The sequence below is a fragment of the Cypionkella sp. TWP1-2-1b2 genome (assembly GCF_049896245.1).
GTDB lineage: Bacteria > Pseudomonadota > Alphaproteobacteria > Rhodobacterales > Rhodobacteraceae > Cypionkella.
Map to the genome: position 1 here is coordinate 1 of NZ_JAFCTX010000011.1, position 22,257 is coordinate 22,257.

At 62.5% G+C, this 22,257-nt stretch carries 18 protein-coding genes and 1 tRNA gene; 12 read left to right on the top strand and 7 right to left on the bottom strand.

Features of this window, described 5'->3' with window-relative positions; all coding sequences use genetic code 11:
* Positions 1–288: 288 nt before the first annotated feature.
* Positions 289–1,152, bottom strand: a complete 864-nt coding sequence (locus ACP7AP_RS09025; RefSeq protein ID WP_426033877.1) for an RHS repeat-associated core domain-containing protein — start codon at positions 1,150–1,152, stop codon at positions 289–291.
* A gap of 170 nt (positions 1,153–1,322) precedes the next feature.
* The gene (gene ychF / locus ACP7AP_RS09030; RefSeq protein WP_426033878.1) at positions 1,323–2,420 is read right to left on the bottom strand and encodes a redox-regulated ATPase YchF; all 1,098 of its coding nucleotides are present in this window, start codon (positions 2,418–2,420) and stop codon (positions 1,323–1,325) included.
* Between the two features lie 254 nt (positions 2,421–2,674).
* Here ychF and trpA point away from each other — a divergent pair, with 254 nt between their 5' ends.
* Together trpA and ACP7AP_RS09040 are read left to right on the top strand one after the other, a co-directional pair.
* Positions 2,675–3,466, top strand: a complete 792-nt coding sequence (trpA, locus tag ACP7AP_RS09035; RefSeq protein WP_426033879.1) for a tryptophan synthase subunit alpha — start codon at positions 2,675–2,677, stop codon at positions 3,464–3,466.
* Positions 3,467–3,646: 180 nt separating this feature from the next.
* Positions 3,647–4,813, top strand: coding sequence for an alpha-hydroxy acid oxidase (locus tag ACP7AP_RS09040; RefSeq protein ID WP_426033880.1), 1,167 nt, complete (start codon positions 3,647–3,649; stop codon positions 4,811–4,813).
* Between the two features lie 74 nt (positions 4,814–4,887).
* Here the strand turns inward: ACP7AP_RS09040 and ACP7AP_RS09045 are convergent, their stop codons facing one another.
* Together ACP7AP_RS09045 and ACP7AP_RS09050 are read right to left on the bottom strand one after the other, a co-directional pair.
* A complete protein-coding gene (locus ACP7AP_RS09045) occupies positions 4,888–6,027 on the bottom strand; it encodes an MFS transporter (protein ID WP_426033881.1) in 1,140 nt (379 codons plus the stop codon).
* A 119-nt stretch (positions 6,028–6,146) separates the two neighbouring features.
* Positions 6,147–7,061 carry an NAD(P)/FAD-dependent oxidoreductase gene (locus tag ACP7AP_RS09050; RefSeq protein ID WP_426033882.1) on the bottom strand — a complete coding sequence of 305 codons (915 nt, stop codon included), beginning with the start codon at positions 7,059–7,061 and terminating at the stop codon, positions 6,147–6,149.
* Between the two features lie 45 nt (positions 7,062–7,106).
* Here ACP7AP_RS09050 and ACP7AP_RS09055 point away from each other — a divergent pair, with 45 nt between their 5' ends.
* On the top strand, positions 7,107–7,592 hold the full coding sequence (locus ACP7AP_RS09055; protein WP_426033883.1) for an RrF2 family transcriptional regulator: 486 nt from the start codon (positions 7,107–7,109) through the stop codon (positions 7,590–7,592).
* Positions 7,593–7,650: 58 nt separating this feature from the next.
* On the top strand, positions 7,651–8,253 hold the full coding sequence (locus tag ACP7AP_RS09060; RefSeq protein WP_426033884.1) for a 50S ribosomal protein L25/general stress protein Ctc: 603 nt from the start codon (positions 7,651–7,653) through the stop codon (positions 8,251–8,253).
* A gap of 126 nt (positions 8,254–8,379) precedes the next feature.
* Here ACP7AP_RS09060 and ACP7AP_RS09065 read toward each other — a convergent pair whose 3' ends face one another.
* Complete coding sequence (locus ACP7AP_RS09065; RefSeq protein ID WP_426033885.1) at positions 8,380–9,372, bottom strand: glycosyltransferase family 2 protein; 993 nt, start codon at positions 9,370–9,372, stop codon at positions 8,380–8,382.
* Positions 9,373–9,651: 279 nt separating this feature from the next.
* On the opposite strand from ACP7AP_RS09065, the gene pth reads away from it, so the two are divergent.
* Positions 9,652–10,335: an aminoacyl-tRNA hydrolase gene (gene pth, locus ACP7AP_RS09070; protein WP_426033886.1), complete on the top strand. Its 684-nt coding sequence runs from the start codon at positions 9,652–9,654 to the stop codon at positions 10,333–10,335.
* Positions 10,336–10,456: 121 nt separating this feature from the next.
* A complete protein-coding gene (mnmH, locus tag ACP7AP_RS09075) occupies positions 10,457–11,506 on the top strand; it encodes a tRNA 2-selenouridine(34) synthase MnmH (RefSeq protein WP_426033887.1) in 1,050 nt (349 codons plus the stop codon).
* A gap of 62 nt (positions 11,507–11,568) precedes the next feature.
* Here mnmH and selD read toward each other — a convergent pair whose 3' ends face one another.
* A complete protein-coding gene (gene selD, locus ACP7AP_RS09080; RefSeq protein WP_426033888.1) occupies positions 11,569–13,731 on the bottom strand; it encodes a selenide, water dikinase SelD in 2,163 nt (720 codons plus the stop codon).
* A 288-nt stretch (positions 13,732–14,019) separates the two neighbouring features.
* Between selD and rpoN the strand changes: the two genes are divergently transcribed.
* The 3 genes from rpoN to ACP7AP_RS09095 all read left to right on the top strand — a co-directional run bounded on the left by rpoN (position 14,020) and on the right by ACP7AP_RS09095 (position 17,847).
* Positions 14,020–15,351 (top strand): RNA polymerase factor sigma-54, encoded by a 1,332-nt coding sequence (gene rpoN / locus ACP7AP_RS09085; RefSeq protein ID WP_426033889.1) that lies wholly within the window; start codon positions 14,020–14,022, stop codon positions 15,349–15,351.
* Positions 15,352–15,403: 52 nt separating this feature from the next.
* The gene (locus ACP7AP_RS09090; protein WP_426033890.1) at positions 15,404–17,428 is read left to right on the top strand and encodes a hydantoinase/oxoprolinase N-terminal domain-containing protein; all 2,025 of its coding nucleotides are present in this window, start codon (positions 15,404–15,406) and stop codon (positions 17,426–17,428) included.
* 342 nt (positions 17,429–17,770) lie between these two features.
* Positions 17,771–17,847 (top strand) — tRNA-Met (locus ACP7AP_RS09095).
* A 52-nt stretch (positions 17,848–17,899) separates the two neighbouring features.
* Here the strand turns inward: ACP7AP_RS09095 and ACP7AP_RS09100 are convergent.
* Positions 17,900–19,165 carry a class II D-tagatose-bisphosphate aldolase non-catalytic subunit gene (locus tag ACP7AP_RS09100; protein ID WP_426033891.1) on the bottom strand — a complete coding sequence of 422 codons (1,266 nt, stop codon included), beginning with the start codon at positions 19,163–19,165 and terminating at the stop codon, positions 17,900–17,902.
* A gap of 129 nt (positions 19,166–19,294) precedes the next feature.
* On the opposite strand from ACP7AP_RS09100, the gene ACP7AP_RS09105 reads away from it, so the two are divergent.
* The 3 genes from ACP7AP_RS09105 to ACP7AP_RS09115 are packed head-to-tail and all read left to right on the top strand — an operon-like array spanning position 19,295 to position 22,247.
* Complete coding sequence (locus ACP7AP_RS09105) at positions 19,295–20,065, top strand: DeoR/GlpR family DNA-binding transcription regulator (RefSeq protein WP_426033892.1); 771 nt, start codon at positions 19,295–19,297, stop codon at positions 20,063–20,065.
* Positions 20,065–20,988, top strand: a complete 924-nt coding sequence (locus ACP7AP_RS09110) for an N-acetylglucosamine kinase (RefSeq protein WP_426033893.1) — start codon at positions 20,065–20,067, stop codon at positions 20,986–20,988. Before ACP7AP_RS09105 ends, ACP7AP_RS09110 begins: the two co-directional genes overlap by 1 nt.
* 23 nt (positions 20,989–21,011) lie before the next feature.
* Positions 21,012–22,247, top strand: coding sequence for an ABC transporter substrate-binding protein (locus ACP7AP_RS09115; RefSeq protein ID WP_426033894.1), 1,236 nt, complete (start codon positions 21,012–21,014; stop codon positions 22,245–22,247).
* Positions 22,248–22,257: the final 10 nt, after the last annotated feature.

Genomic DNA, 22,257 nt, shown 5'->3' on the forward strand with positions numbered 1-22,257 from the left:
AAAGCCGCCACCCATAACTCAGCATAGCGATCAAAACTGATCCGGGTCGCCTCTAAAGCCGCAGACGCGAGGTTCTGCGCCGCGTCAACATGTAGGCCGACCGGACTAAAAGGGATAAGACTTTATACGCATAGTTAATACCGGGTGTAGTGCTTGATATTATGGTTACACCGTTAGCGGCTACCTTACTTGCGGGCACCCTATCGCTTAGACCTAATACCGAATGCCCGAGTTCATGCGCTAAAGGACGTCCGTTTCGATCCATTTTGAAATAGGAGTCATACACCGTTATCGTTGCGGTTCCTTTTTTGCCGAGCCGACTGTAGAAACGGCCAGCGTATTCTCCGATACTTTAGCGGCTGCATTTGGACCACCATCCACTATTCTAGCTCCTTTTCCTGGCACCCCAATCGCTTCCAATACCGCCTTATCTTGCTTTACTTGTTCTTTAATTGACTCGGGGTAAAATCCCCGTGGCGTATTGTTGTATTTTCTTTCCAACGCCTTGAGCGCCTCAAGTTGCCTTTCTCCCTTAGGTTTTCCGCCACTATGCAAGATTGCCTGTAGGTCTTCTATGTTGTTCTTCAGCACATTACGAGCGTCTTCCGCGTCTTTTGCGATAGCATCACGCTCCTCTTTTGAATGCGTATCACTCTGTATTTCATGCCCTGTCGCGTCACTCTTATTCACCGGATCGCCGAAGCTATAGCTATACCGATTGGTCCCGACGCCAGCCTTGGTGACCTCCCACCAATCCGGCTGGATGAACATGCCGAGCTTGGGATCATAGTACCTTGCGTTGAGGTATTGCAGGCCTGCGTCGCCGTCGTAGCGCTCGCCGATATAGCCTTTGGATTCGTTGGCGGCGGTAAGGTCGAAGTCGGTGGCGATCGCCTCGCCATAGGGGCGGAACACAGAGCGTTCGGCCATTTTGCCGTGTTTGGCGGCGTCGGTGCTGAACTGGGTGACGCCGTGCACGGTGCCAAGCGCGTCGCGGTGCAGGGCGGTGGCATAGGTGGCAGTGGCGTCATAGACGAGGCGGATGTTCGGCAGCGGATAGGCGTAGATCGCCTCGGTACTGGCGTTCTTCCAGTTGCGCACCTCGATCGCGCGGTGGGGTGGGGTTTCACCCCACCGTCCGAGCGGCGGCAAAAGATGAACAAACCCCTAAGGCGCCATCATTAACCCATTGATCTCTATAGATCAGCCCCACTGTCCACGCGTGGATACCCCCACAGGGCCGCGAAAGCGTTCGCGCCCGTCTCAAACCTCAAATCTCTCCACCGCAGCGATTTGTCCCCGGCAAGGGCAGGGGTCGGGCGTCACCCATTAAACAAGAAATGCAGCACGTCGCCGTCTTTGACCTCGTAGGTCTTGCCCTCAACCCGGAACTTGCCGGCTTCTTTCGCCCCGGACTCACCCTTGCCTGCGATATAATCGTCATAGGCGACGGTTTCGGCCCGGATAAACCCCTTCTCGAAATCACCGTGGATCACCCCAGCCGCCTGCGGCGCGAGCATGCCTTTATGGATCGTCCAGGCGCGGGCCTCTTTCGGGCCGACGGTGAAATAGGTCGACAGGCCGAGCAGCTGATAGCCCGCGCGGATCAAACGGTCCAAGCCTGCCTCATGAAGGCCCATTTCTTCGAGGAACATCGTGGCTTCGTCATCGGCCAACTGGCTGATTTCTTCCTCAATCTTCGCCGAGATCACCACAGACCCCGCACCCTGCTGCGCCGCCATTTCGGCCACGCGGGCGGACTGGCTGTTGCCATCGGCGGCGCAGGCTTCTTCGACATTGCAGACATACAAAACCGGCTTCGAGGTCAGCAGTTGCAGCAGCCGCCACTGCCGCTGATCTTCCTCGGCGATCTGCAGGTTGCGCGCCGGATGCCCCGCTTCCAGCAATTTCAACGCGGCGCGCAGCAGGCGATCCTGGTCAAGCGTGTCCTGATCACCGCCGCGCAGTTTCTTGGCAAGGCCGGTCAGGCGGCGCTCGATGCTTTCCATATCGGCGATCATCAGCTCGGTCTCGATGGTTTCCGCGTCCGCCACCGGGTCAATCTTGCCTTCGACATGGGTGATGTCGCCGTCTTCAAAGCAGCGCAAAACATGCGCCACGGCATCACATTCGCGGATATTGGCGAGGAACTGGTTGCCAAGGCCTTCGCCCTTCGAGGCCCCCCGCACCAGACCCGCGATATCGACAAAGGTCATCCGAGTCGGGATGATCTGCTTGGAACCTGCAATCGCCGCCAGCTTGTCCAGCCGCGCATCGGGCACAGCGACTTCGCCGACATTCGGCTCAATCGTGCAGAACGGGAAGTTTGCCGCCTGCGCTGCCGCCGTGCGGGTCAGCGCGTTGAACAGGGTGGATTTGCCGACATTCGGCAGACCAACGATACCCATCTTGAAACCCATAGCACACACCCCTTTTACCGGCCGATTGCCAACACCGCCTGATATCCAGACCGCCTGCGGCATAGGCAGGACAGGCGGTGCGGTCAAGGCTTTCGCGTGGGAAACCTGCGCGGGCTTGGGTATGGGAGCCTCCGGCGGGAGTATTTTCGCCAAGATGAAATTGCGAGACGGGCTTTGGCTGGGCTGAAGGGGCATTGATTTTCCGGGGCTTCCCGTGCAAACCGCTAGACAGATTTGCAGGGATGGGCCGGGATATGAGCAGAATCGATGACACGTTCGCGCGGCTGAAATCGCAGCAGAAAAAGGCCTTTGTCGCCTATATCATGGCGGGCGACCCGGATGTGGCGCGTTCGCTGGCGGTGATGCAGGGGCTGCCGGGGGCGGGGGTTGATATCATCGAGCTGGGCCTGCCGTTCACTGATCCGATGGCGGATGGCCCGACGATTCAGCTGGCGGGCCAGCGTGCGCTGGAAGCGGGGATGACGCTGGACAAGACCCTGCAGATGGTACGCGATTTCCGCAGCGGTGACAAAATCACCCCCATCGTGCTGATGGGCTATTACAACCCGATCTACGCGCGCGGCGTCGATCTGTTCCTGACCCAAGCCACCGAGGCGGGCATCGACGGGCTGATCATCGTCGATCTTCCGCCCGAGGAAGACGCCGAGTTGTGCCTGCCCGCGCAAGCTGCGGGTCTGAACTTCATCCGTCTCGCCACCCCCACCACCGACGCCAAACGCCTGCCGAAAGTGCTGCAAAACACGTCCGGTTTCGTCTATTACGTCTCGGTCACCGGCATCACCGGGGCGGCTGCGGCGCAGGCGGGCGATGTCGGGCCGGAAGTGACGCGGATCAAACGCTCGACCGATCTGCCAGTGATTGTCGGCTTTGGCATCAACACGCCCGAGGCCGCGAAAGCCATCGCATCGGTGGCTGACGGCTGCGTGGTCGGATCTGCCATCGTCAAGGAAATAAGCACCGGCAAATCCGTAGAGGACGTGCTGGCCTTCGTGGCAACTCTCGCAGCAGGCGCACATTCGGCCTGAACCGCTAAAACTTGTCTAAAATTGTCATCCTCTCTGCTCAAATATCCCACCGGGGTCCGGGGGTGTGAAACCCCCGGCGGCTGGCCCCAAAACACTCCGGCGTCCAGCGGCGAACCCCATTGCGTCAAACCGTTGAAATTGGTAATGATCCATGACCAATTTCAACGAAAAGGTCCAGACATGCCCCCGGTGATCACCTGCATCGACGATCTCAAGCAGCTTTACAAAAAGCGCACGCCGAAGATGTTTTATGATTACTGCGAAAGCGGGTCGTATACCGAGCAGACCTTCACCGAAAACACCACGGATTTTAGTAAAATCCGACTGCGGCAACGGGTTGCGCGCGATCTGACCGGGCGCAGCACCGAAGTTTCCATGCTGGGCGCGCCCGTCACTATGCCCGTGGCGCTGTCTCCAGTCGGCTCCACTGGCATGCAATGGCCGGATGGTGAGATCAAAGCCGCCCGTGCTGCCGCCGCGTTCGGGGTGCCGTTCACGCTGTCCACCATGTCGATCTGTTCCATCGAGGATGTGGCCGCGCACGCGCCGACGCCGTTCTGGTTCCAGCTTTATGTGATGAAAGACGAAGACTTCGTCGATGCCATCATTGAACGCGCCCGGGCGGCGAAATGCTCGGCTTTGGTGCTGACGCTGGATCTGCAAATTCTGGGCCAGCGCCATAAGGATTTGAAGAACGGGTTGACCAGCCCGCCGAAACTGACGCTTCCGAACATGATCAACATGGCGACCAAACCGGCGTGGTCGCTGGGGATGCTGCAAACCCCCCGCCGTACCTTCCGCAATATCGTCGGGCATGTGAAGGGCGTCACCGATCTGGCGGATCTGACAAAATGGGCGAATGAGCAGTTCGACCCGATGCTGGACTGGGGCAAGGTCAAGCGCATCCGCGACCAATGGGGCGGCAAGCTCATTCTGAAGGGCATCCTCGACGCCGACGACGCCCGCTTGGCCGCCGATGTCGGGGCCGACGCGATGATCGTCTCGAACCACGGCGGGCGGCAGTTGGATGGGGCGTTGTCTTCAATCCGCGTGCTGCCGTCGATTGTGAAGGCGGTCGGCGATCAGACGGAAATCTACATGGACAGCGGCATCCGCTCGGGTCAAGACGTGCTGAAAGCCCTCGCCTTGGGTGCCAAATCCACCTTTATTGGCCGCAGTTTCATCTACGGTCTGGGCGCGATGGGGCAGGCGGGTGTGACGAAAGCGCTGGAAGTGATCCAGAAGGAGTTTGATATCTCGATGGCTTTGTGTGGGGTGCAAAAAGCCCGCGACATCAGCCGCGAACACGTTCTGGTGCCGAAGGATTTTGAGGGCGATTGGGTGTGATGTGCGGTGGGGTGAAACTCTAGCCTACCCAAGTTTCAAGCGCAGCGTAGGGTGGGGTTTTACCCCACCGTGCCCTACCGCCGCAACAACACCCGTGCCAGCACCGGGATGCCTGCCAGCATCACCGCCGCGCAGACGAAGGCAAAGCGCAGACCAAAATGCCCGGCAATAAAGCCAATCGCGGGCGGGCCGAAGAAATAGCCGAAATAGCCGATCAGCGTCGCCCGCGCCACCGCCCGCGCCCGCGCGGCGGGGTCCGACAGTTGGCCCACCAGCGAGAACACCGTGGGTGCAATTACCGATGATCCGATCCCCATCACGATGAACCCGGCATAGGCCATCGCAGGCGTCACAGCCAAAGCCGCTGCCAAAGCGCCCACAGCCGCGATCACAGCACCCCCGGTCAGCAGCCAGACGGCAGGGATACGGCTGGCCAAACCTTGCCCGAACAACCGTGCCACCCCCATGGTGATCGCCATCACCGCAGGCCCCATTGCGCCATCAGACGGGCTGCCGCCAAGGTTCTTCTCGATATGCAACGCCGACCAGTTCTCTGCCGCATTCTCGGTCAGAAACGCGATCAGCACCATCGCGCCGCCGATCACCGGCACCAGGCCCAGATGCGCCGCCCCCTTGCCTTTGGGGCGGGCAAGTCCCTCAATCCGGCCATCTTTCTCATAGGCCGCAAGTGCGATCAGCCCGGCCATCGCCGCCATGCTGCACAACACCCATGCAGGCGACCACCCCGCACTGCGCAAAACTCCGGTGGCAATCGCCCCGCCCGCATAGCCAAAACTATAGGCGGCATGGCACAGGTTCATCAGCGGCCGCCCGCTTTGCGTCTCAAGCGTCGCCACCCGCGCGTTCATCAACACATCGGTCAGGCCGGTGCCCGCCCCGCAAGCCATCATCGCCAGCGGAAACAGCATCAGATGGCTGAACTGCCCCGGCAGGGTGAAGGCCACGCACATCAACAGGCACGAAATCAGCATCGCGCGGCGCCCAAACGCCACGCCCAGACGCGGGGCTACCAGCATGGCACAGACCGCGGCGATTGGCGTCATGAACATCAAAGCCCCCAAGTGGGACTCGTCAATATCCAGCATGGTCTTGATATCGGGCAGATCGGCGGCAAAAGAGCCCCACAGCACGCCCATCGCGGCAAAAGCCGCCACGGCGGGCCGGGCGATGCGAAGGGTGGCAAGCGCGGTCATGAAGGCAATCCTTTGCGCCTTGGCTAACTGCCTCGTGCCGTCTCGGCTTGCACAACAGCGACACGCACGCGGCAGGATTGACCGTTGTTTGATCAAATCGCGCCGCGCCAGCATCTGGCCTAAAGCGGCTGGATCAGCGATTGATGCACCGCCACCCCCGCCATCGCGCCATCACGGGCGGCGAACACCGCGCCGTAGACCGGGCGGGCCAGATCCCCCGCCGCATAGATGCCGGCAACTTTGGTTTGCTGCATCATATCCACCTCAAGATACGGGCCGGTCGGCCCCGCCAGCACCGCACAGCCCAACTGATCGGCCAGATCGCAAGCAGGACAAGATTGCGACACCAGATAGATCACTTGGCAAGCCACCGCCGCGCCGCTGTCCAATTCCACCGCTTGAAGCCCGGTTGCATCGGCTTGAAATCGGCGCACCGCACCATCCTCCACCGCAATACCTGCGCGGCTCAGACTGGCTCGCTCATCCAAGGTTAACGCATAACCATTAGAAAACACCGTCAGATCACCCGTCCATTCTCGCAGCAGACTGGCGTGATGCGGCAACCCGTCTGCGGTCATCAAAATGCCGGTCGGGCGGTCTGCGTTCTCAAAGCCATGGCAATAGGGGCATTGCAGCGCCCAATCGCTCCAGCCTTGCGACAGCCCCGGCAGATCGGGCAAAATATCCCGCATCCCATACGCCAGGATTACCCGCCGTGCCAAGATCACCCCTGCCGCCTCCACCCGGAACACATCACCCTCGCGGCTGATCCGGCCCACCTTCTGCTCCAGCATTTGCACCGTCGGATAGGCCAGCACATCGGCCCGGCCCGCCGCCTGCATCTGTGCCGGGCTGTGGCCATCCTGCCCGAGAAAGCCGTGCCCCGCCGCCGAGAACCGATTGCGGGGCTGACCCAGATCATAGACCACCACCCGCTTGCGCGCCCGCCCCAGATACAGCGCCGCCGTCAGCCCCGCAAAACTGCCGCCGATCACCGCCACATCAACTATTTCCGCCACATCCGTCGCAGCCATCTGGTTCTCCTTGCCAATTCCGAATCATGTAACTATAAAAGTTACATGAAACAGAATGGAAAACTAGCCCTCGCCTTGCACAGCCTTGGCCATCTGGCGTTACGCCAAACCCCGATGACCTCGGAAGCGATTGCAGCGCAGAACCAAACCCACCCGGTTGTGGTGCGCCGCGTGCTGGGGCGGTTGCGCGATGCGGGCCTTTTGCTGTCGGAAAAGGGCCATGCGGGCGGCTGGCGACTGGCAAAGCCCGCCGATCAAATCTCGGTCGCCGACGTCTATCGCGCGATTGACGAGCCGTTTCTGGCGATCCAACTGCCGCAAGCCCCACCCGAATGTAGCATTGTCGCGGCGATGCAAGGCATGGTCCGCGCCGCGATGGCCGAGGCCGAGGCGGTGCTGCACAGCCATTTCGCCCGCCAAAGCATCGCAGACCTTGCGCGTGCCATGCAGGGTCACACCCACGACCACCAGCGCGACCCGCACGGCCACCCGGAAAAACCAGCTTCCCTTCCAGGCGATTCCCCGCTATAGGCCCGCGATCGCGCCATGCACCCTTGAACGTTGGCGGATATATATATGGAGAAACAACATGGCACGCGAGATCCTTGATCTTCACGCCGAAGCACGCGCGGGGACAGGCAAGGGGGCCGCCCGTCAATCACGTCGTGATGGCTTCGTTCCCGGTATCGTCTACGGCGATAACGTTGCCCCCTTGGCAATCAAAATCAACTACAACGCCCTGCTGAAGCGCCTGAAAGCTGGCCGTTTCCTGTCGTCGCTGTTCAACCTGAAGGTTGAAGGCCACGCGGACGTGCATGTGATCTGCCGCGCGGTGCAGCGTGACGTTGTGAAAGACCTGCCGACGCATATCGACCTGATGCGCCTGCACGATGAGAACCGCATCAACCTGTTCATCCATGTGACCTTCATCAACCACGAAGCCTCGCCGGGTCTGAAAAAGGGCGGCACGCTGACCGTTGTGCGCAACGATGTCGAGTTGAACGTTCTGGCAGGCGATATCCCGGATCACATCACCGTCGATCTGACCGGCAAGAACATCGGCGATGTGATCCACATCAATGACGTGGTTCTGCCGGAAGGCACCAAAGCCAGCATCGACCGTAACTTCGTGATCGCCAACGTTTCGGCTCCGGCGGGTTATGTGGAAGTCAGCGAAGAAGTCACTGCGTAAGCATCCAAGCGTTTGACATCAGGGGCGCAGGGGGAAACCTCTGCGCCTTTTCTTTTGCGCGCGCTGTGACGCAGCCGATTTATGAAGTCATAAATCGTGACGATTTATTTCTGAATAAATCGGCTCCTAGGCCCGATCCGCCAGCGCCTCTGCCTGCGCCAGAAACGCCGCATATCTCGGATCATCCTCCACCCGCTTGCCTGCTTTTTCAGCAATCGCTTTCACGTGATCGGCGCAGCACAAAGCGTGCAACCGCGCCACATCGGGCAGCGCCATCACCTGTTCCTGCAAAGCGTCAAACCGGGCGGCATAGCGGAAGGCGGAAATGTCCACCGCGCGCCCCGCATCGGCGCTGCGGAAATACTGCGCGCGGTAGCGGTTGCTCAGCCCCACGGGGGACTTTGTGCCGCGTTTCAGCCGATAGGTTTCAACCGAGCGCAGCATGTAATGGTTGATCTGTGCCACCTCATGACTGACCAGTGCCTCGGGCATCAGCGTCAGATGGCTGTCCAGCGGCGCCCAATGCGGCAGTTTCTCACCCTTGGGATTAACCCAAATGCCACCGGGTTTTCCGCGCTTTTGCGCAGCACGCGCGTAGTCAAAGCCCCGCGGGCTGTGCTCACCCAGATGGCTGAAAAACTTCACCAACCGGAAGATCGACTTCACGAACCGGGATGAGCGATCGCTGACCTCATGCGCATAGGTGAACTGGCGATGCACCGGGCGGTCTTCAAAACTTTTCCGCCCCGAGGTGCCAAACACCCGCCAGTTGACCGACATGCCCAGATAGGCGGGCTCGTCTGTGCTCAGATCAATCAGATCGCCGATCAGCCCTTCACCGCGGTGGATCACCAGAAACTCATCAACATCGCAGATCATCAGCCAGTTGCAGCGCCGCACCGCCTTGTGGCTGGCCGCCGCGTTCAGCTTGGCGCGGGTGATGCGCTGGCCGGGTTGCAGATCATGCCGGATGTGATGCACCAGCCCCGCCGCTTGCAGCGCATCCAGCAGTTGCGGCGAATGATCGGTGCAGGTGTTGGTGACCACCACCGCATCGGTAAAGCCGAGCATCCTATACCAGCACAGCCATTCGACGATGAACGGCCCTTCGTTTCGCATTGAGGCTAAAACCGTGATCCGCACGCCTGCTGTGTCTTTCCTGCTTGGGCCATTTGGGCTGGCCTTGTTTTGCTAAGCTGAAGGCCGCGTCATGGCAAGTCAAGCGCGGGACGAGAGGGCCGATGCGGTGAAAGGTTAAGATATCCTTAAAACTCATAGGCTATGCCATTGATATATCACATCTAAAAAAGGTCCCGAGTTGGGACCACCCACCCCGGCTTGCATCCCAGCCCGCGCCGGGGCAATTATAGCCAGCAAGCGGCAGATCGGCGGGGCATGATGAAACTCTTTGTAGGCCTCGGCAATCCCGGCGCGAAATACGCAGGCAACCGCCACAATATCGGCTTCATGGCGGTGGACCGGATCGCGGCAGATCACGACTTTTCCTCATGGCGGCGCGGCTATCAGGGGCAGGTGGCCGAGGGGCGGCTGGGGTCGGAAAAGCTGGTGTTGCTGAAGCCCGAAACCTTCATGAACCTCTCGGGTCAATCGGTGCGGGCGACGGTGGATTTCTTCAAGATTGATCTGGCGGACATCACCGTGTTCCACGACGAGTTAGACCTCGCCCCCGGCAAGTGCCGCATCAAACAAGGCGGCGGTCACGCGGGCCATAACGGGTTGCGCTCGATCCACGCCCATCTCGGCGAAGCTTACGGCCGGGTTCGCCTCGGCATCGGCCATCCGGGGCACAAAGACGCAGTGGCGGCCTATGTGCTGCATGATTTCGCCAAGGCCGATCAGGACTGGCTCGACGACCTTCTGTGCGGCATCTCTGACGGAGCACAAGCCTTGGCCGAGGGCGACGGGCAGCGCTTCATGAACGCGGTGGCCCTGCGCGTGGCCCCGCCGAGATCGTCGGGGGGCGTTGAGAAGCCTGCGAAGCCTGTTCCGATTGCGTCTGTCAAAGCGCAAGCTCCGGTCGAGATAAGCCCGCTGGCAAAGTTGAAGGACTTCTTCCGCTAACGCCCGAGTTTGATCCGGTCGTCACCGATGATTGGGCGTCGGGCACCCGATCTTCCTGCCGTGCGCCTGGCTGGCTCTCCCGGCATCTTTCCGCCAAGCTGGGGATCGGCTATGCAGGGCCATGGCGATCACCCTGACCTCATTGTCCGACCTTGCAGCGCATGGCTTTGATGACATCATCGACGCCCGCGCCCCCGCTGAATATGCCGAGGATCATCTTCCCGGTGCGATTTCGCTGGCGGTGCTCGACGATGCGGAACGCGCGCAGGTCGGCACGATTTACAAGCAAGTCAGCCCGTTTACCGCGCGCAAGGTTGGTGCTGCACTGGTGGCGCAGAATGTGGCGCGGCATTTGCAAGGGCCATTGGCGGATAAGCCGGGGGGCTGGCGGCCGCTAGTGTATTGCTGGCGCGGCGGGCAACGCTCGGGATCTTTTGCGCTGATCCTGGGCCAGGTGGGTTGGCGGGTCGAGACGATTGCGGGCGGCTACAAGGCGTGGCGGGCGTTGGTGGTCAAGGCTTTGTATGACGCGCCATTCCCCTGCCCGGTGGTGGTGTTGGATGGCAATACCGGATCGGCCAAGACCGAAGTGCTGAACATGCTACCCGCGCGCGGCGTGCAGGTGTTGGACCTTGAGGGGCTGGCCAACCATCGCGGCTCTGTGTTCGGGCATCGGGGCGGGCAGCCGTCGCAGAAGGCGTTTGACTGCGCTTTGGCGATGGCGATCGCGCGGTTGGACCCAACACGGCCAGTGGTGATTGAGGCGGAAAGCGCCAAGGTCGGCGAGTGTCGCCTGCCGTCGGGGATCTGGAAGGCGATGACGGCGGCCCCAAGGGTGGCGATTGCGGCTGATGTTGCGGCGCGGGCGCAATATCTGGTGCAGGCATATGGCGACATGGTGGCGGACGGCGCGCGGCTGGCGCAAGTGATCGCCCGGTTGCGGCCCCTGCATGCGGCCGAACGGATTGAGGCCTGGCAGGCGATGGCCGGGGCGGGGGCGTTCGTCGATTTGGCGGCCGGGCTGATGCAGCATCACTATGACCCACGCTATGACAAGCACCGGGCGCGGATGCAGGCTGGGTTTGTCGAGGTGGAGGCGGCTGGGCTGGGTCCCGATGATCTGGCGCGGCTGGCGGATCAGGTGGCAGAGGTGGTGCGGGCGGTGATTTAGCGGAACTGGCGGAACGCTCCGTGGGGAGTATTTTTGCCAAGATGAAACCGCTGGGCGCAAGGTCAGTTTGAAAGGGTTATTCTGGGCGGGCCTGCGGTGATTTCGCCAATAATGGCGGCACCGGGGATAGATTTCAGCAGGGTGTCGGCGATATCGGCGGGTACGGCGGCAAGCAGACCTCCGGCGGTTTGCGGATCGTAGAGCAGGGTTTTTAGCGGGGTATCTGCGCCGGAGATGCGGCCTATCGTGGCGGCGCGGTTGGCGGGGGCGAGGCTAGAGACTTGACCTGCTGCTGCAAGGTCTAAGGCTCCGGGCAGGGTCGGGATTGCGGTCTGATGTAGTGTTGCGGCCATGCCTGAAGCATCTAAGATTTCCAAGAGGTGGCCTGCGAGGCCAAAACCTGTCACATCGGTCATCGCATGGGCGTGGGGGGCAAGGATCGCCGCAGCAGGTCCGTTGGATTGGCTCATCTGGTGCAGGGCTGTGGCTACGGCTTCGCCTAAGATCAGGCCGGGGATCTCTGCCATCACCATCTCGGCGGCCATGATGGTGCCAGAGCCAAGCGGTTTGGTCAGGATCAGTTTGTCACCAAGCTTTGCGCCGCCCTTGGTGATGGCGCGCGCCGCAAGGCCGGTGACGGTGAAGCCGATGGTGAGTTCGGCACCGGTCGCGGTGTGGCCGCCAACGATATCGGCCCCGGCTTCGCGGAAGACCTTAGCCGCCTCGGTCATGATTTCGGCCAGCATTTCAGCGGATTTTGCGGGGGAGAGCCGCGGCAGGGTGATTTGGGCAAGGGCTACTTGCGGAGCGGCCCCCATTGCCCAGATATCGCCCAATGCGTGGGTCGCGGCGATGCGGGCCATCAGGCGGGCATCGTTTGTGAAACTGCGCAGATGGTCAGTGGTGATGACTTGCACGCCGCTGGGGATCGTCAGGATGGCGGCATCGTCGCCGGGGCCAGAGGCGACCTCGGGGCGCTGCGGTTTTGGCAGGGTGGCGAGGGCTGCGGCGAGGTCTGATGCCCCGAGTTTGGCGCCGCAGCCGCCGCACATCGGTTTGTCACCCATCGCATCCAGCAGGCCGGGGAGGACGGGATTGGGCAGGGCGCGCTGCATCGCGGGGTAGCTTGCGAATTTCGCCATGAATGTGCGGTCGATGCGGTCTTTCCAGCGCCACAGCCATGCACCGTCGAGCGGCAGGCTCCATTTGTCGGCCACGGCAGATTTGTGGCCGGTGGAGATCAGCTTGAGGTAGTCGCGTTGCGGCTTGAACGATTTCAAGCGCTGGCCCAGCAGGCTGACGCGCAGGTTGTACAGCAGGATCGGTGCTGCGCGGACGGCGTAAACTCCGGCTTTTGGACGCGGGGCGAAGGGCAGGTGGGCGCAGTCTCCGGCGGCAAAGATCGCGGGGTCAGACGTTTGCAGGATGTCGGAAACGGTGAGGAAACCGTGGTGCAGGCTGAGGCCGGTCTGGCCCAGCCATGCCTGCGGGCGGCTGCCTGCGACGGCGAGGGTGAAATCGGATGGCAGGCGGGTGCCGTCGCTGAGGGTGACGGCGGTTGCTTGAATTTCGGCGGGCTTGGCGTTGGTGATCAGGGTGATTTTCGCGCGGACAAGGTGGGCGAGCAGGGCGCTGCGCGCTCCGCGGCCGATGGCGGGCAGGGCTGTTGGGCCCTGTTCCAGCAGAGTGACATGCGCGGCTGGCAGGCGGTGTTTGGCGGCAAGGGCGAGTTCTACACCGCCGACGCCTGCACCGATCACGGTGATCTGCGGGGCAGGCAGGGCGCGGGCAACAAACTCTGCCCATTGGAAGGCAAAATCGCCCAAGGGTTTGGCAGCATGGGCGAATTTGGTGAAACCTGGGATATCGGGCAGATCGGAGGTGATGCCGATGTCGATGCTGCACAGATCGTAGCAGATCGGGGGACGGTTCGCGAGATGCAGGCGGCGGCTTTCACGGTCAATCGCGGTGACGCGGTCAAGGATCAGGCGGGCATTGGCAAACCGGGCGAGGCGGACGAGGTCGATCATAATCTCATCCCGGGCATAATGGCCCGCGATCAGACCGGGCAGCATGCCGGTGTAGGGCGCGGCAGGGTCGGGGTTGATCAGGGTCAGGCGTACACCGGGCAGCGGATTCATCGCCCACATGCGCGCCACAAGCGCATGGGCATGACCGCCGCCGACCAGCACCAGATCTTTCAGAATGGGGAAATCGGGTTGCATCGGGCTCTCGGTTGTTTGGGGCTTGGTAACGGTTTGGCGGTGGGAAGGCCATGCTTGGCGGAGGGAGGATGTTGGGGGCCTGCTGCGCGCTGTTTTATCTTTGCGGCGGTTTGAGGCTTTGGCGTGGGGAAGCCTCCGGCGGGAGTATTTGCGCCAAGATGAAATGAGCAGGCGACACAGATGGGTAAGGGGTGAGGTCGCGTTGATGGAAAGGGGGGCAACGGGTAAGGGCGAGCAGCGCTTCCGCTGGCGGTTGCGCGGCGCGGCGCTGACGGCTAGCCTTATGGCATGAGATCACCCCAGCAGCGCCTTGGCCTGACACAGACGCAAAGGCTTGAGCTGAACACCAGCCTGCAAGCCTCGATTGCGATTTTGCGCACCGATGCGGCGGGATTGACGCGCTATCTGGAGGAGCAGGCGGCGGAAAACCCGCATCTGCGGCTGGAGCCGCCGCCTGCGCCCGGTTTGCACGATTGGCTGCCGCGCTGGGCGGGGGTGTTGGGCTCGGGCGGCGGCGGTTTGGGGCTTGCGGCGGAAACCGCAGACACCAGCCCCAGTCTGATGGCGCATGTGATGGGCGCGATTGAGGCGCTGCAGTTCGGGCCTAGGGAACAGCGCATCGCCGTGGCGCTGGCGGAGGTGTTGGAGCCGTCGGGCTGGCTGGGGGCCGAGCTGAGCCTTGTGGTGGCCGAAACGCGCACCACGCTGACCGAGGTTGAAGCCGTGCTGCACCGCCTGCAACAGCTTGAACCGACGGGGATTTTTGCACGCAATCTGGCCGAGTGCCTGCGGCTGCAAGCGATTGAAGCCGGGGCGCTGGACAAAGAGATGGCGGCTGTGCTGGCGCATCTGGATCTGCTGGCCTCCGGCGATCTGGCGCGGTTGGCCAAGGCTTGTCACATCTCGGAAGCGGCGGTGTTGCAGCGGTTTCGGGTGATCCGGGCGATGAACCCCAAACCGGGGAAAGAGTTTGCCAGCATCAGCGCAGCGCAATCGCGGGAACCTGATCTGGTGGTGAAGGCGACGGCGACGGGCTGGAGCATTGCGCTGAACCGTTCGGCCTTGCCGACTTTGCGTGTGGAGAAGTCAGAGGCAGGAACGGCCGAGGGGCTGTCGCAGGCCAAGGCACTGGAGCGCATGGTCGAGGCGCGCAATGCCACCCTGCTTTTGGTCGGGCGCGAGATTTTGGCGCGCCAGCAAGAGGCGATCCGGCTGGGGCCGGTTGGGCTGGCCCCGATGACCATGGCCGATCTGGCCGAGGCTTTGGGCTTTCACGAAAGCACGATCAGCCGGGTGGTATCAGGGGCCAGTTTGGACAGCCCGCGCGGCACTTGGTGGCTGCGGCAGATGTTCAGCGCAGCACTGGGCGGCAACGGCCAGCCGCTGATCTCGGGCGCTGCGATGCGGGGGCGGCTGGCGCGGCTGGTGGCGGCAGAGAACCCGGCCCGACCCTTGTCGGATGAAGCTTTGGCGATGGCTTTGGCGATTGATACCGGTGTGACCATCGCGCGCCGCACGGTGGCGAAATACCGCGAGGCTGAGGGGATTCCGGTGGCGGCGCGGCGCAAGCGCAAGCCGGTTTTGCCGCGAATGGGCCGAAAAGGTCGCGCAGAGGGCTGACTTCGTCCCGCTCGCCCGCTATCGCTTGGGCGGAAATCAAACGGGAAGACAGATGGCGCATTTTCTGGGCGTGGATACCGGTGGCACCTATACCGATGCGGTGATCGTCGATGAGGCCGCCGATCTGGTGATCGGCAAGGCGAAATCGCTGACCACGCGGGTGGATTTGGCCTTGGGCATTGGCCGCGCGGTCGATGCGGCTTTGGCACAATCTGGGGTGGCCGCCAAGGATGTGGCCTTGGTGTCGCTGTCCACCACCTTGGCGACCAATGCTTTGGTCGAGGGGCAGGGCGGCCGCGTCGCGCTGATATTCGTGGGTTTTGACGAGGGCGATCTGGAGCGTGGCGGACTTATCGAGGCGCTGAAGGGCGATCCGGTGGTGAAAATCGCGGGCGGGCACAGCCATGCGGGCACAGAAGTTGCCGCGTTGGACATCGCCGCCTTGGAGATACAGTTGCAAAAACTTGGCCCGCAGGTGATGGGCTTTGCCGTCGCCGCCCGCTTTGCCACCCGCAATCCGGCGCATGAAATTGCCATCCGCGATTTGATCCGGCGCGTCACCGAACGCCCGGTGACATGCTCGCACGAACTCTCCGCACAACTGAACGGCCCGAAACGTGCGCTGACTGCTGTGCTGAACGCCCGCCTGATCGGGATGATTGATCGCCTTGTCGCGGCCTGCGAACGTCACCTCAAATCCATCGGCATCACCGCCCCCTTGATGGTGGTGCGCGGCGATGGCGCTTTGATCTCGGCGGCAATGGTGCGCGAACGCCCGATTGAAACGATCCTGTCGGGCCCTGCGGCGTCGATTGTGGGCGCGCGTTGGCTGACCGGCGCGAAGGATGCTTTGGTGTCGGATATTGGCGGCACCACCACCGATGTGGCGCTGTTGCGCGACGGTTTGCCCGAGATTGATCCGCAAGGCGCGCGGGTCGGCGGTTTCCGCACCATGGTCGAGGCGGTGGCAATGCGGACCAGCGGTTTGGGCGGCGACTCGGAAGTGCATCTGATCACCGAGGGCCTCACGGGCGGGATGCGGCTGGGGCCGCGCCGCCTGATCCCGGTGTCACTGCTGGCGTCCGAGCATGGCGCGATGGTGCATGCCGCTTTGGACAAGGCGTTGTCGTCTGACAAGGCGGGCGAGATGGACGGCCGGTTTGTGGTGCCGATGCCGGGGCAGACCGGTGGGCTTTCCCCGCGCGAATTGACCGTGCTCGCGCGGATCACCGCACCGATGCCGATGGCGCAGGTGTTGACGACCCGGCTGGAGATCGCGGCACTGGAGCGGTTGGTGGCACGGGGTTTGGTGATGATGGCGGGGGTGACGCCCTCGGATGCCAGCCACGTTTTGGGCGGACTTGACGCTTGGGATGGCGTCGCTGCGGCCAAGGCGGTGGAACTGCTGGGGCGCAGGCGCAATGGATCAGGTGAGCGGTTTTCGACCGATGCCACGGCCTTGGCGCAGGGCATTGTCCATCAGTTGACCACCCAGACGGTGGAGTGCCTGTTGGAAGCGGCCTTCGATGAAGACCCCGGATTTGCAGGCGAAAGCCCCGAGGTGCTGGCGCGGCACGCTTTGACCCGGGCGGCTTTGGGGCGGCATCGCGGGGTGATCGAATTCACTGCCCGCCTTGGCGTGCCGGTGATCGGGTTGGGTGCCTCGGCCCCCTATTACTACGGCGCGGTGGGCAAGCGGTTGGGCTGCGAGATGATCCTGCCCGAACATGCAGGCGTCGCCAATGCCATCGGCGCGGTTGTCGGCCAAGTCAGCCAGCGCGCTACGGCGATTGTCACCAGCTCCGGTGTCGGTCGTTTCACCGCACATTTGCCGGATGGCCTGCAGACCTTCAACAATCCCGAGGCCGCTATGGCCGCCACCGAAGCCGCCCTGACCATTGAAGCCGTTCGCCGCGCCAAACATGCAGGCGCCGAAGATCTGCGCATCACGGCGGCGCGCGATCTGCGCAGCGCTTCTGTCGAAGGCCAGCCGATGTTTGTCGAAGCGACCATATCTGTCACCGCTTCCGGGCGGCCAAGGGTGGCGCATGCCGTGCCGGAAGATGCCACACTTTAGCCCTCCCACGCCGCCGTGGCCTGAGCCGGGGCCTCAGATCATCACGCATGTCATAGCGAGGCCCCGGCTCAAGGCCGGGGCGGCGTGGGGTGTTCGCAAATGCTGCGAATAGGCCGCGACGGGGGATTTTACCGCTCCACAGCGTCGAATGTGTCGATTTTGCGACTTTTGATACAAGATGTGGTAGTCCCGAAGGGGCGACACACAATTCATTCCCCGCTGGGAAAAACAGGGGCGGACTGCGCCGTCCTGTCCGTTCAGCAAAACCCCAGCCTAAAACCGCCAAATCACCCAGAATACCTCTTGACGCCCCCCGCCCCCCAAACTACTCACCGCGCCAGTGGCGAGGTAGCTCAGTTGGTTAGAGCACACGACTCATAATCGTGGGGTCGAGAGTTCAAGTCTCTCTCTCGCCACCAGCAAATCCGAAAAATCAGGTTTCAGTTTGCTGGTGGCCGCCGCTTTGGCGGACTACTGCGCCCCATAGCAGGCATCAAAGTAAGGTGTCAGCGCGCGCGTGACGGCGGCGCGCAGCAGGGCGGGGGCGGTCTTGGCGGTTTGGCCCGACATTACTGCGCCATAGGCCGCGCCAAGGTGCTGCGAGATCAGCGGTTCGGGGAGGCTTTTTTTGCCAAACAGCGCCATCAGATCGGCGACGGCGGCACTGGCAACCGGGTCGGTCCAATAATAGCGGATGCGGTCGGAATAGCTGTAGTGGCGCTGCAGGTGTTGGTGCAGGGCGGTGCCGTGATAATATTTCGCCCAATGCTGCGGTTTCTGCTGCATCAAAGTCTCCATCGTCAGGCGCAGGGGTGTGTGACCGGGGAACAGCACATCGGCGATATGATCCAAACCGTACAGCGCCTCACGCAACGCAAACGTCAGGCCGGGGCCGACTTTCAGGATGCCGAAGCCGTCTTGCACAAGGGCGGCGAGCGCGTGCGCGGTCTGGTAATCGGTCGAATGGGCTTCAAACAACATCGGCAATTTCGGCAGGCAGGCGACCAGAGCCCGGGCGGCGGGGCGGTCATAGGCGACGACGTTTTCATTGCCAAATTCGACGCCGGGTTGCACCACCAACCCCACCACGCGCGCGAAAGCGGCCTCAACGCCAGCGGCTTTGAACGCCTCGCGTTGCAAGGCAACGGTGGCGAGGGCGGCTTCGGGCGGGGTGGGGGTCAGGCCTTCAACCTCCTCCCAAGCGCCACCGGGGACCGGGACTTCGGTGCCGATGATATAGACCGGGGGCATCGGGCTGTGGGCTTCGGCGACAGCCGCGAGTTCGGCGTTGCGGCTGGCGATGGTGGCGTCGGGCAGCGGAGTGGGGTCGCCCAAGCATGCCATGCTGGCATCAAGATGGATCTTGCCGAACCCGGCCTGCGCATAGGCCGCGACCATATCGCAGGCTTTCGACATGGCTTCGGCGGCGGGCAGGGCTGTCCACGGATTCGGCCCCAGATGATCGCCGCCAAGGATCAGGCCTGCGGGATCAAAGCCCTCATCCTGCGCGATTCCCAGCACAAATCGGCGAAAATCGGCGGGGGTCATGCTGGTATAACCGCCCTCGTGGTTGACCTGATTGCAGGTCGCCTCGATCAACACCGGGGTGCCACGCGCGCGCGCCAGTGCGAAGCTGGCGGCGATCACCACCGGATGTGCCGAGCAAATCGACGGGATGCCAAGCACTTGGCCAGATTTCCGAGCGGGGGCGAGGGCAAGCAGGGCGGCGGTGGACATTGCGGATCGATCCTTTTTGATCAAATTTAGCGAGCGGATCGCTGTAAAAAATCATAAATGATCATCATTGTGATTGACAGTGATTATTTTTGCTCCTCCTATAGCGCTATACCCGAAAACAGGATCTCCATGAAGATTGATCGCGCCACCGCCATCCGGCAGCACCTGTTCGCCAAGGGCTATAGCTCGATTGCCGAGATTGCGGCGGCGGTGGGTGCGTCGGAGCCGACGGTGCGGCGTGATTTGCTGATGATGGAGGCCGAGGGGCAGATTTTGCGCACCCATGGCGGGGCGCAGATTGCCGAAACCTCGGGCGTTGAGGTGGCGTTTGAGAGCCGCGAGCAGATCAACCTGCCCGCCAAGCGCGCGATTGGCGAGGCGGCGTATCAGATGCTGCGACCGGAAACTTCGGTGTTTCTGGATGCGGGCACCACCGTGTTGCAACTGGCGCGGCGGCTGCGGTTGAACCCGATGCCGCTGCGGGTGTTCACAAATTGCCTGCCGGTGGCGCAGGTTCTGATGCCTGTGGCAGAAATTGGCGTCACCTTGCTGGGCGGCAGTTTGCGGCGGCAAAACGCCTCGATGGTCGGGCCTTTGGCCGAGGCGGTGCTGGAGAAGCTGTGGTTTGACCAGTTGTTTCTGGGGGCGGGCGGCATCTCGGACAAGGGCGAGATTTCCAGCCGTGATGAGCAAGAGGCGCGGATCAATGCGCTGATGCTGACGCGCAGCAAGGCCCCGGTGATCGTGGCGGATGCGGACAAGTTCGGGCCGCAACTGACCTATGGCGTGGCGCAACTGAGCGCGGGGATGCGGCTGCTGAGCGATGCGCGGCTGGGTATTGGCTGGCGGGATGTGCTGGAGGGCTTGGGGTGTGCGGTAACCGTGGCGGAAGTCGCGTGATGGACCGGATTCTTGGGCTGGATAGCGGCGGCAGCAAGACCGACGCGGTGGTGATCGACCGCGCGGGGCGGGTTCTGGCGCGGGCGCGGGCTGAGGGGTTGGACCCCACGGCGGGCACGGATTGGCAAGCGCGTTTGGCTTTGTTGGCGGCAGAACTCGGCCCGGTGTCTGGCGCTGTTCTGGGGCTGCCCTGTCATGGCGAGATTGCTGCGGTTTCTGCGCGGCAGGTGGCGGTGGTGGCTGATCTGTTTGGCCCACAAGCCGTGGTGATGAACGATGTCGCGGTAGCGTTTCACGGGGCCATGGCGGGTGAGGCCGGGGTTTTGGTGCTGGCAGGCACAGGCTCGATGACCTGGGCGCGGGGGCCTTTGGGCACGCACCGGGTTGGCGGCTGGGGCCATCTGTTTGGCGATGAAGGCTCGGCGCATTGGATCGGGCGCGCGGCTTTGGCGCTGGCGAGCCAGCATCTGGATGGCCGCAAACCCCCCTCGGGCTTCGCGCATGGCTTGCTGCGCGAGATGGGGGTGGCATCGGAGGATTTGCTCGGTTGGACCTATGGGCAGGACACGCGGGCGGGGTTGGCCTCGGTGGCGGCTTTGGTGTCGCGGTTGGCAGATGTGGGCGTTGTTGAGGCTTTGGCTTTGATGCAAGACGCCGCCACGCATCTGGCGCTGGCAGGGCGGACGGCGGCGCGGCTTTCCGGATTGGATGCGCCGTTGCGCTGGAGCTTTGCCGGGGGTGTGATGCAGGATGCCACGCTGATGGCGGCTCTGACGGTTGCGCTGGGGCGACCCGTGCCGCCGGTTTTACCCCCCGTGGGTGGGGCGGCCCTGGCGGCGGCGAAGGCTGCCGGATGGGCAATAGGGCCGGAGTTTATCGCGACATTGCAGACGGAATTAACCAAAAGCGCAACGCCCCAATAAGGGGCCGACAACAGGGTGACACTATGAAAAGACGGGATTTTCTGCTTTCTGCCTCGGCGTTGGGCCTTGGCGCGTTGCTGCCTTCGTTTGGCCTTGCAGCGGGAAGTTTGGCGGTGTTGCTGCCGCCTTGGGTGACGCTGCCGAAAGAGATGACCGACACCTATGCAGGTGGCGGTTTGGATATTCAAACCCTTGGCTGGGACGAAATCCGCACCAAGATCGTGACCTCGATGCTGGCCAATACCGCGCCCGCCAGCGTGACAGAAATGGATTGGAGCTGGGTTGGCCAGTTCGGCTCGGCAGGGTGGTACGATCCGCTGGACGCTTTGCTGAGCGCGGAGTTGAAGGCCGATCTGCCGACCACCTCGATCTTCACCTATGACGGCAAGCTGATCGGCGTGCCTTACAACAACGACTTCCGCGTGCTGATTTACAACGCAGCGCATCTGACGGCGGCGGGTGTGGCGGTTCCGAAAACCCCGGCGGAATTGCTGGACGCCGCCCGCGCGGTGAAGGCCGCCAAGATCGCGGACTATCCGATTGCGCTGCCGCTGTCGGCCTCGGAAGGGGCCGCGACCGCGTGGTATTTGCTGACCAAGGCGTTTGGTGGCGATCTGTTCGATGCCGATTTCAAGCCATTGTTCACCGATCCGGCCTCGGCTGGCTACCTCGCGATGGCGTTTGAGATTGCCGCGTTGAATGAGGGGCTGATTGATCCGGCCTCGACCAGCCTGAAGGATGTCGAGGTGCAAGAGTTGTTCAAGGCGGGCAAGGCGACGTTTGATGTGGCGGGCTGGGCGGGCAATTTGGCGGTCTATACCGACCCCGCGAAATCTCAGGTGGCGGCGGATGTGGCGGCGGCGTTGATGCCGAATGTGGACGGAAAATCCCGGACTTTTGGTCTGCCGGGAGCCTTGGGGATTCCGATGAACGCGGAAAACAAGGAGCAGGCGGCGGCGTTTATTCAGTGGATGCTCGACCCCGCGACGATGGAGGCGAACTACCGCTTGCTGGGCAATCTGCCGACGCGGCTTTCGGTGTTGAAAACCCTGAACGAGGCCGGAAATCTGAAGCAGGGCGATGTGTTAATCGCGCAGGCCGAGGTGGTGGAGCCTTTGTTCGCGCAAGGCACTCCGGGGTGGTATCCGGAATTCTCCGGTGCTGTCGCCACGGCGTTGAACGCGGCGGCGAAGGGGCAGTTGACGGTTGATCAAGCGGTGGCGCAGATCGCCGAAGCCGCTGCAACGGCGCAGGAATAAGCGCGGCGGG

Bases quoted from the DNA above. Each gene is read 5' to 3' on its own strand.
- trpA (WP_426033879.1), top strand. From the start codon at position 2,675: ATGAGCAGAATCGATGACACGTTCGCGCGGCTGAAATCGCAGCAGAAA.
- ACP7AP_RS09060 (WP_426033884.1), top strand. From the start codon at position 7,651: ATGGCACGCGAGATCCTTGATCTTCACGCCGAAGCACGCGCGGGGACA.
- ACP7AP_RS09110 (WP_426033893.1), top strand. From the start codon at position 20,065: ATGGACCGGATTCTTGGGCTGGATAGCGGCGGCAGCAAGACCGACGCG.
- ACP7AP_RS09090 (WP_426033890.1), top strand. From the start codon at position 15,404: ATGGCGCATTTTCTGGGCGTGGATACCGGTGGCACCTATACCGATGCG.
- ACP7AP_RS09045 (WP_426033881.1), bottom strand. From the start codon at position 6,027: ATGACCGCGCTTGCCACCCTTCGCATCGCCCGGCCCGCCGTGGCGGCT.
- ACP7AP_RS09100 (WP_426033891.1), bottom strand. From the start codon at position 19,165: ATGTCCACCGCCGCCCTGCTTGCCCTCGCCCCCGCTCGGAAATCTGGC.
- ACP7AP_RS09055 (WP_426033883.1), top strand. From the start codon at position 7,107: ATGAAACAGAATGGAAAACTAGCCCTCGCCTTGCACAGCCTTGGCCAT.
- ACP7AP_RS09065 (WP_426033885.1), bottom strand. From the start codon at position 9,372: ATGCGAAACGAAGGGCCGTTCATCGTCGAATGGCTGTGCTGGTATAGG.
- ACP7AP_RS09115 (WP_426033894.1), top strand. From the start codon at position 21,012: ATGAAAAGACGGGATTTTCTGCTTTCTGCCTCGGCGTTGGGCCTTGGC.
- pth (WP_426033886.1), top strand. From the start codon at position 9,652: ATGAAACTCTTTGTAGGCCTCGGCAATCCCGGCGCGAAATACGCAGGC.
- rpoN (WP_426033889.1), top strand. From the start codon at position 14,020: ATGAGATCACCCCAGCAGCGCCTTGGCCTGACACAGACGCAAAGGCTT.
- selD (WP_426033888.1), bottom strand. From the start codon at position 13,731: ATGCAACCCGATTTCCCCATTCTGAAAGATCTGGTGCTGGTCGGCGGC.
- ACP7AP_RS09050 (WP_426033882.1), bottom strand. From the start codon at position 7,061: ATGGCTGCGACGGATGTGGCGGAAATAGTTGATGTGGCGGTGATCGGC.
- ACP7AP_RS09040 (WP_426033880.1), top strand. From the start codon at position 3,647: ATGCCCCCGGTGATCACCTGCATCGACGATCTCAAGCAGCTTTACAAA.
- ychF (WP_426033878.1), bottom strand. From the start codon at position 2,420: ATGGGTTTCAAGATGGGTATCGTTGGTCTGCCGAATGTCGGCAAATCC.
- ACP7AP_RS09105 (WP_426033892.1), top strand. From the start codon at position 19,295: ATGAAGATTGATCGCGCCACCGCCATCCGGCAGCACCTGTTCGCCAAG.
- mnmH (WP_426033887.1), top strand. From the start codon at position 10,457: ATGGCGATCACCCTGACCTCATTGTCCGACCTTGCAGCGCATGGCTTT.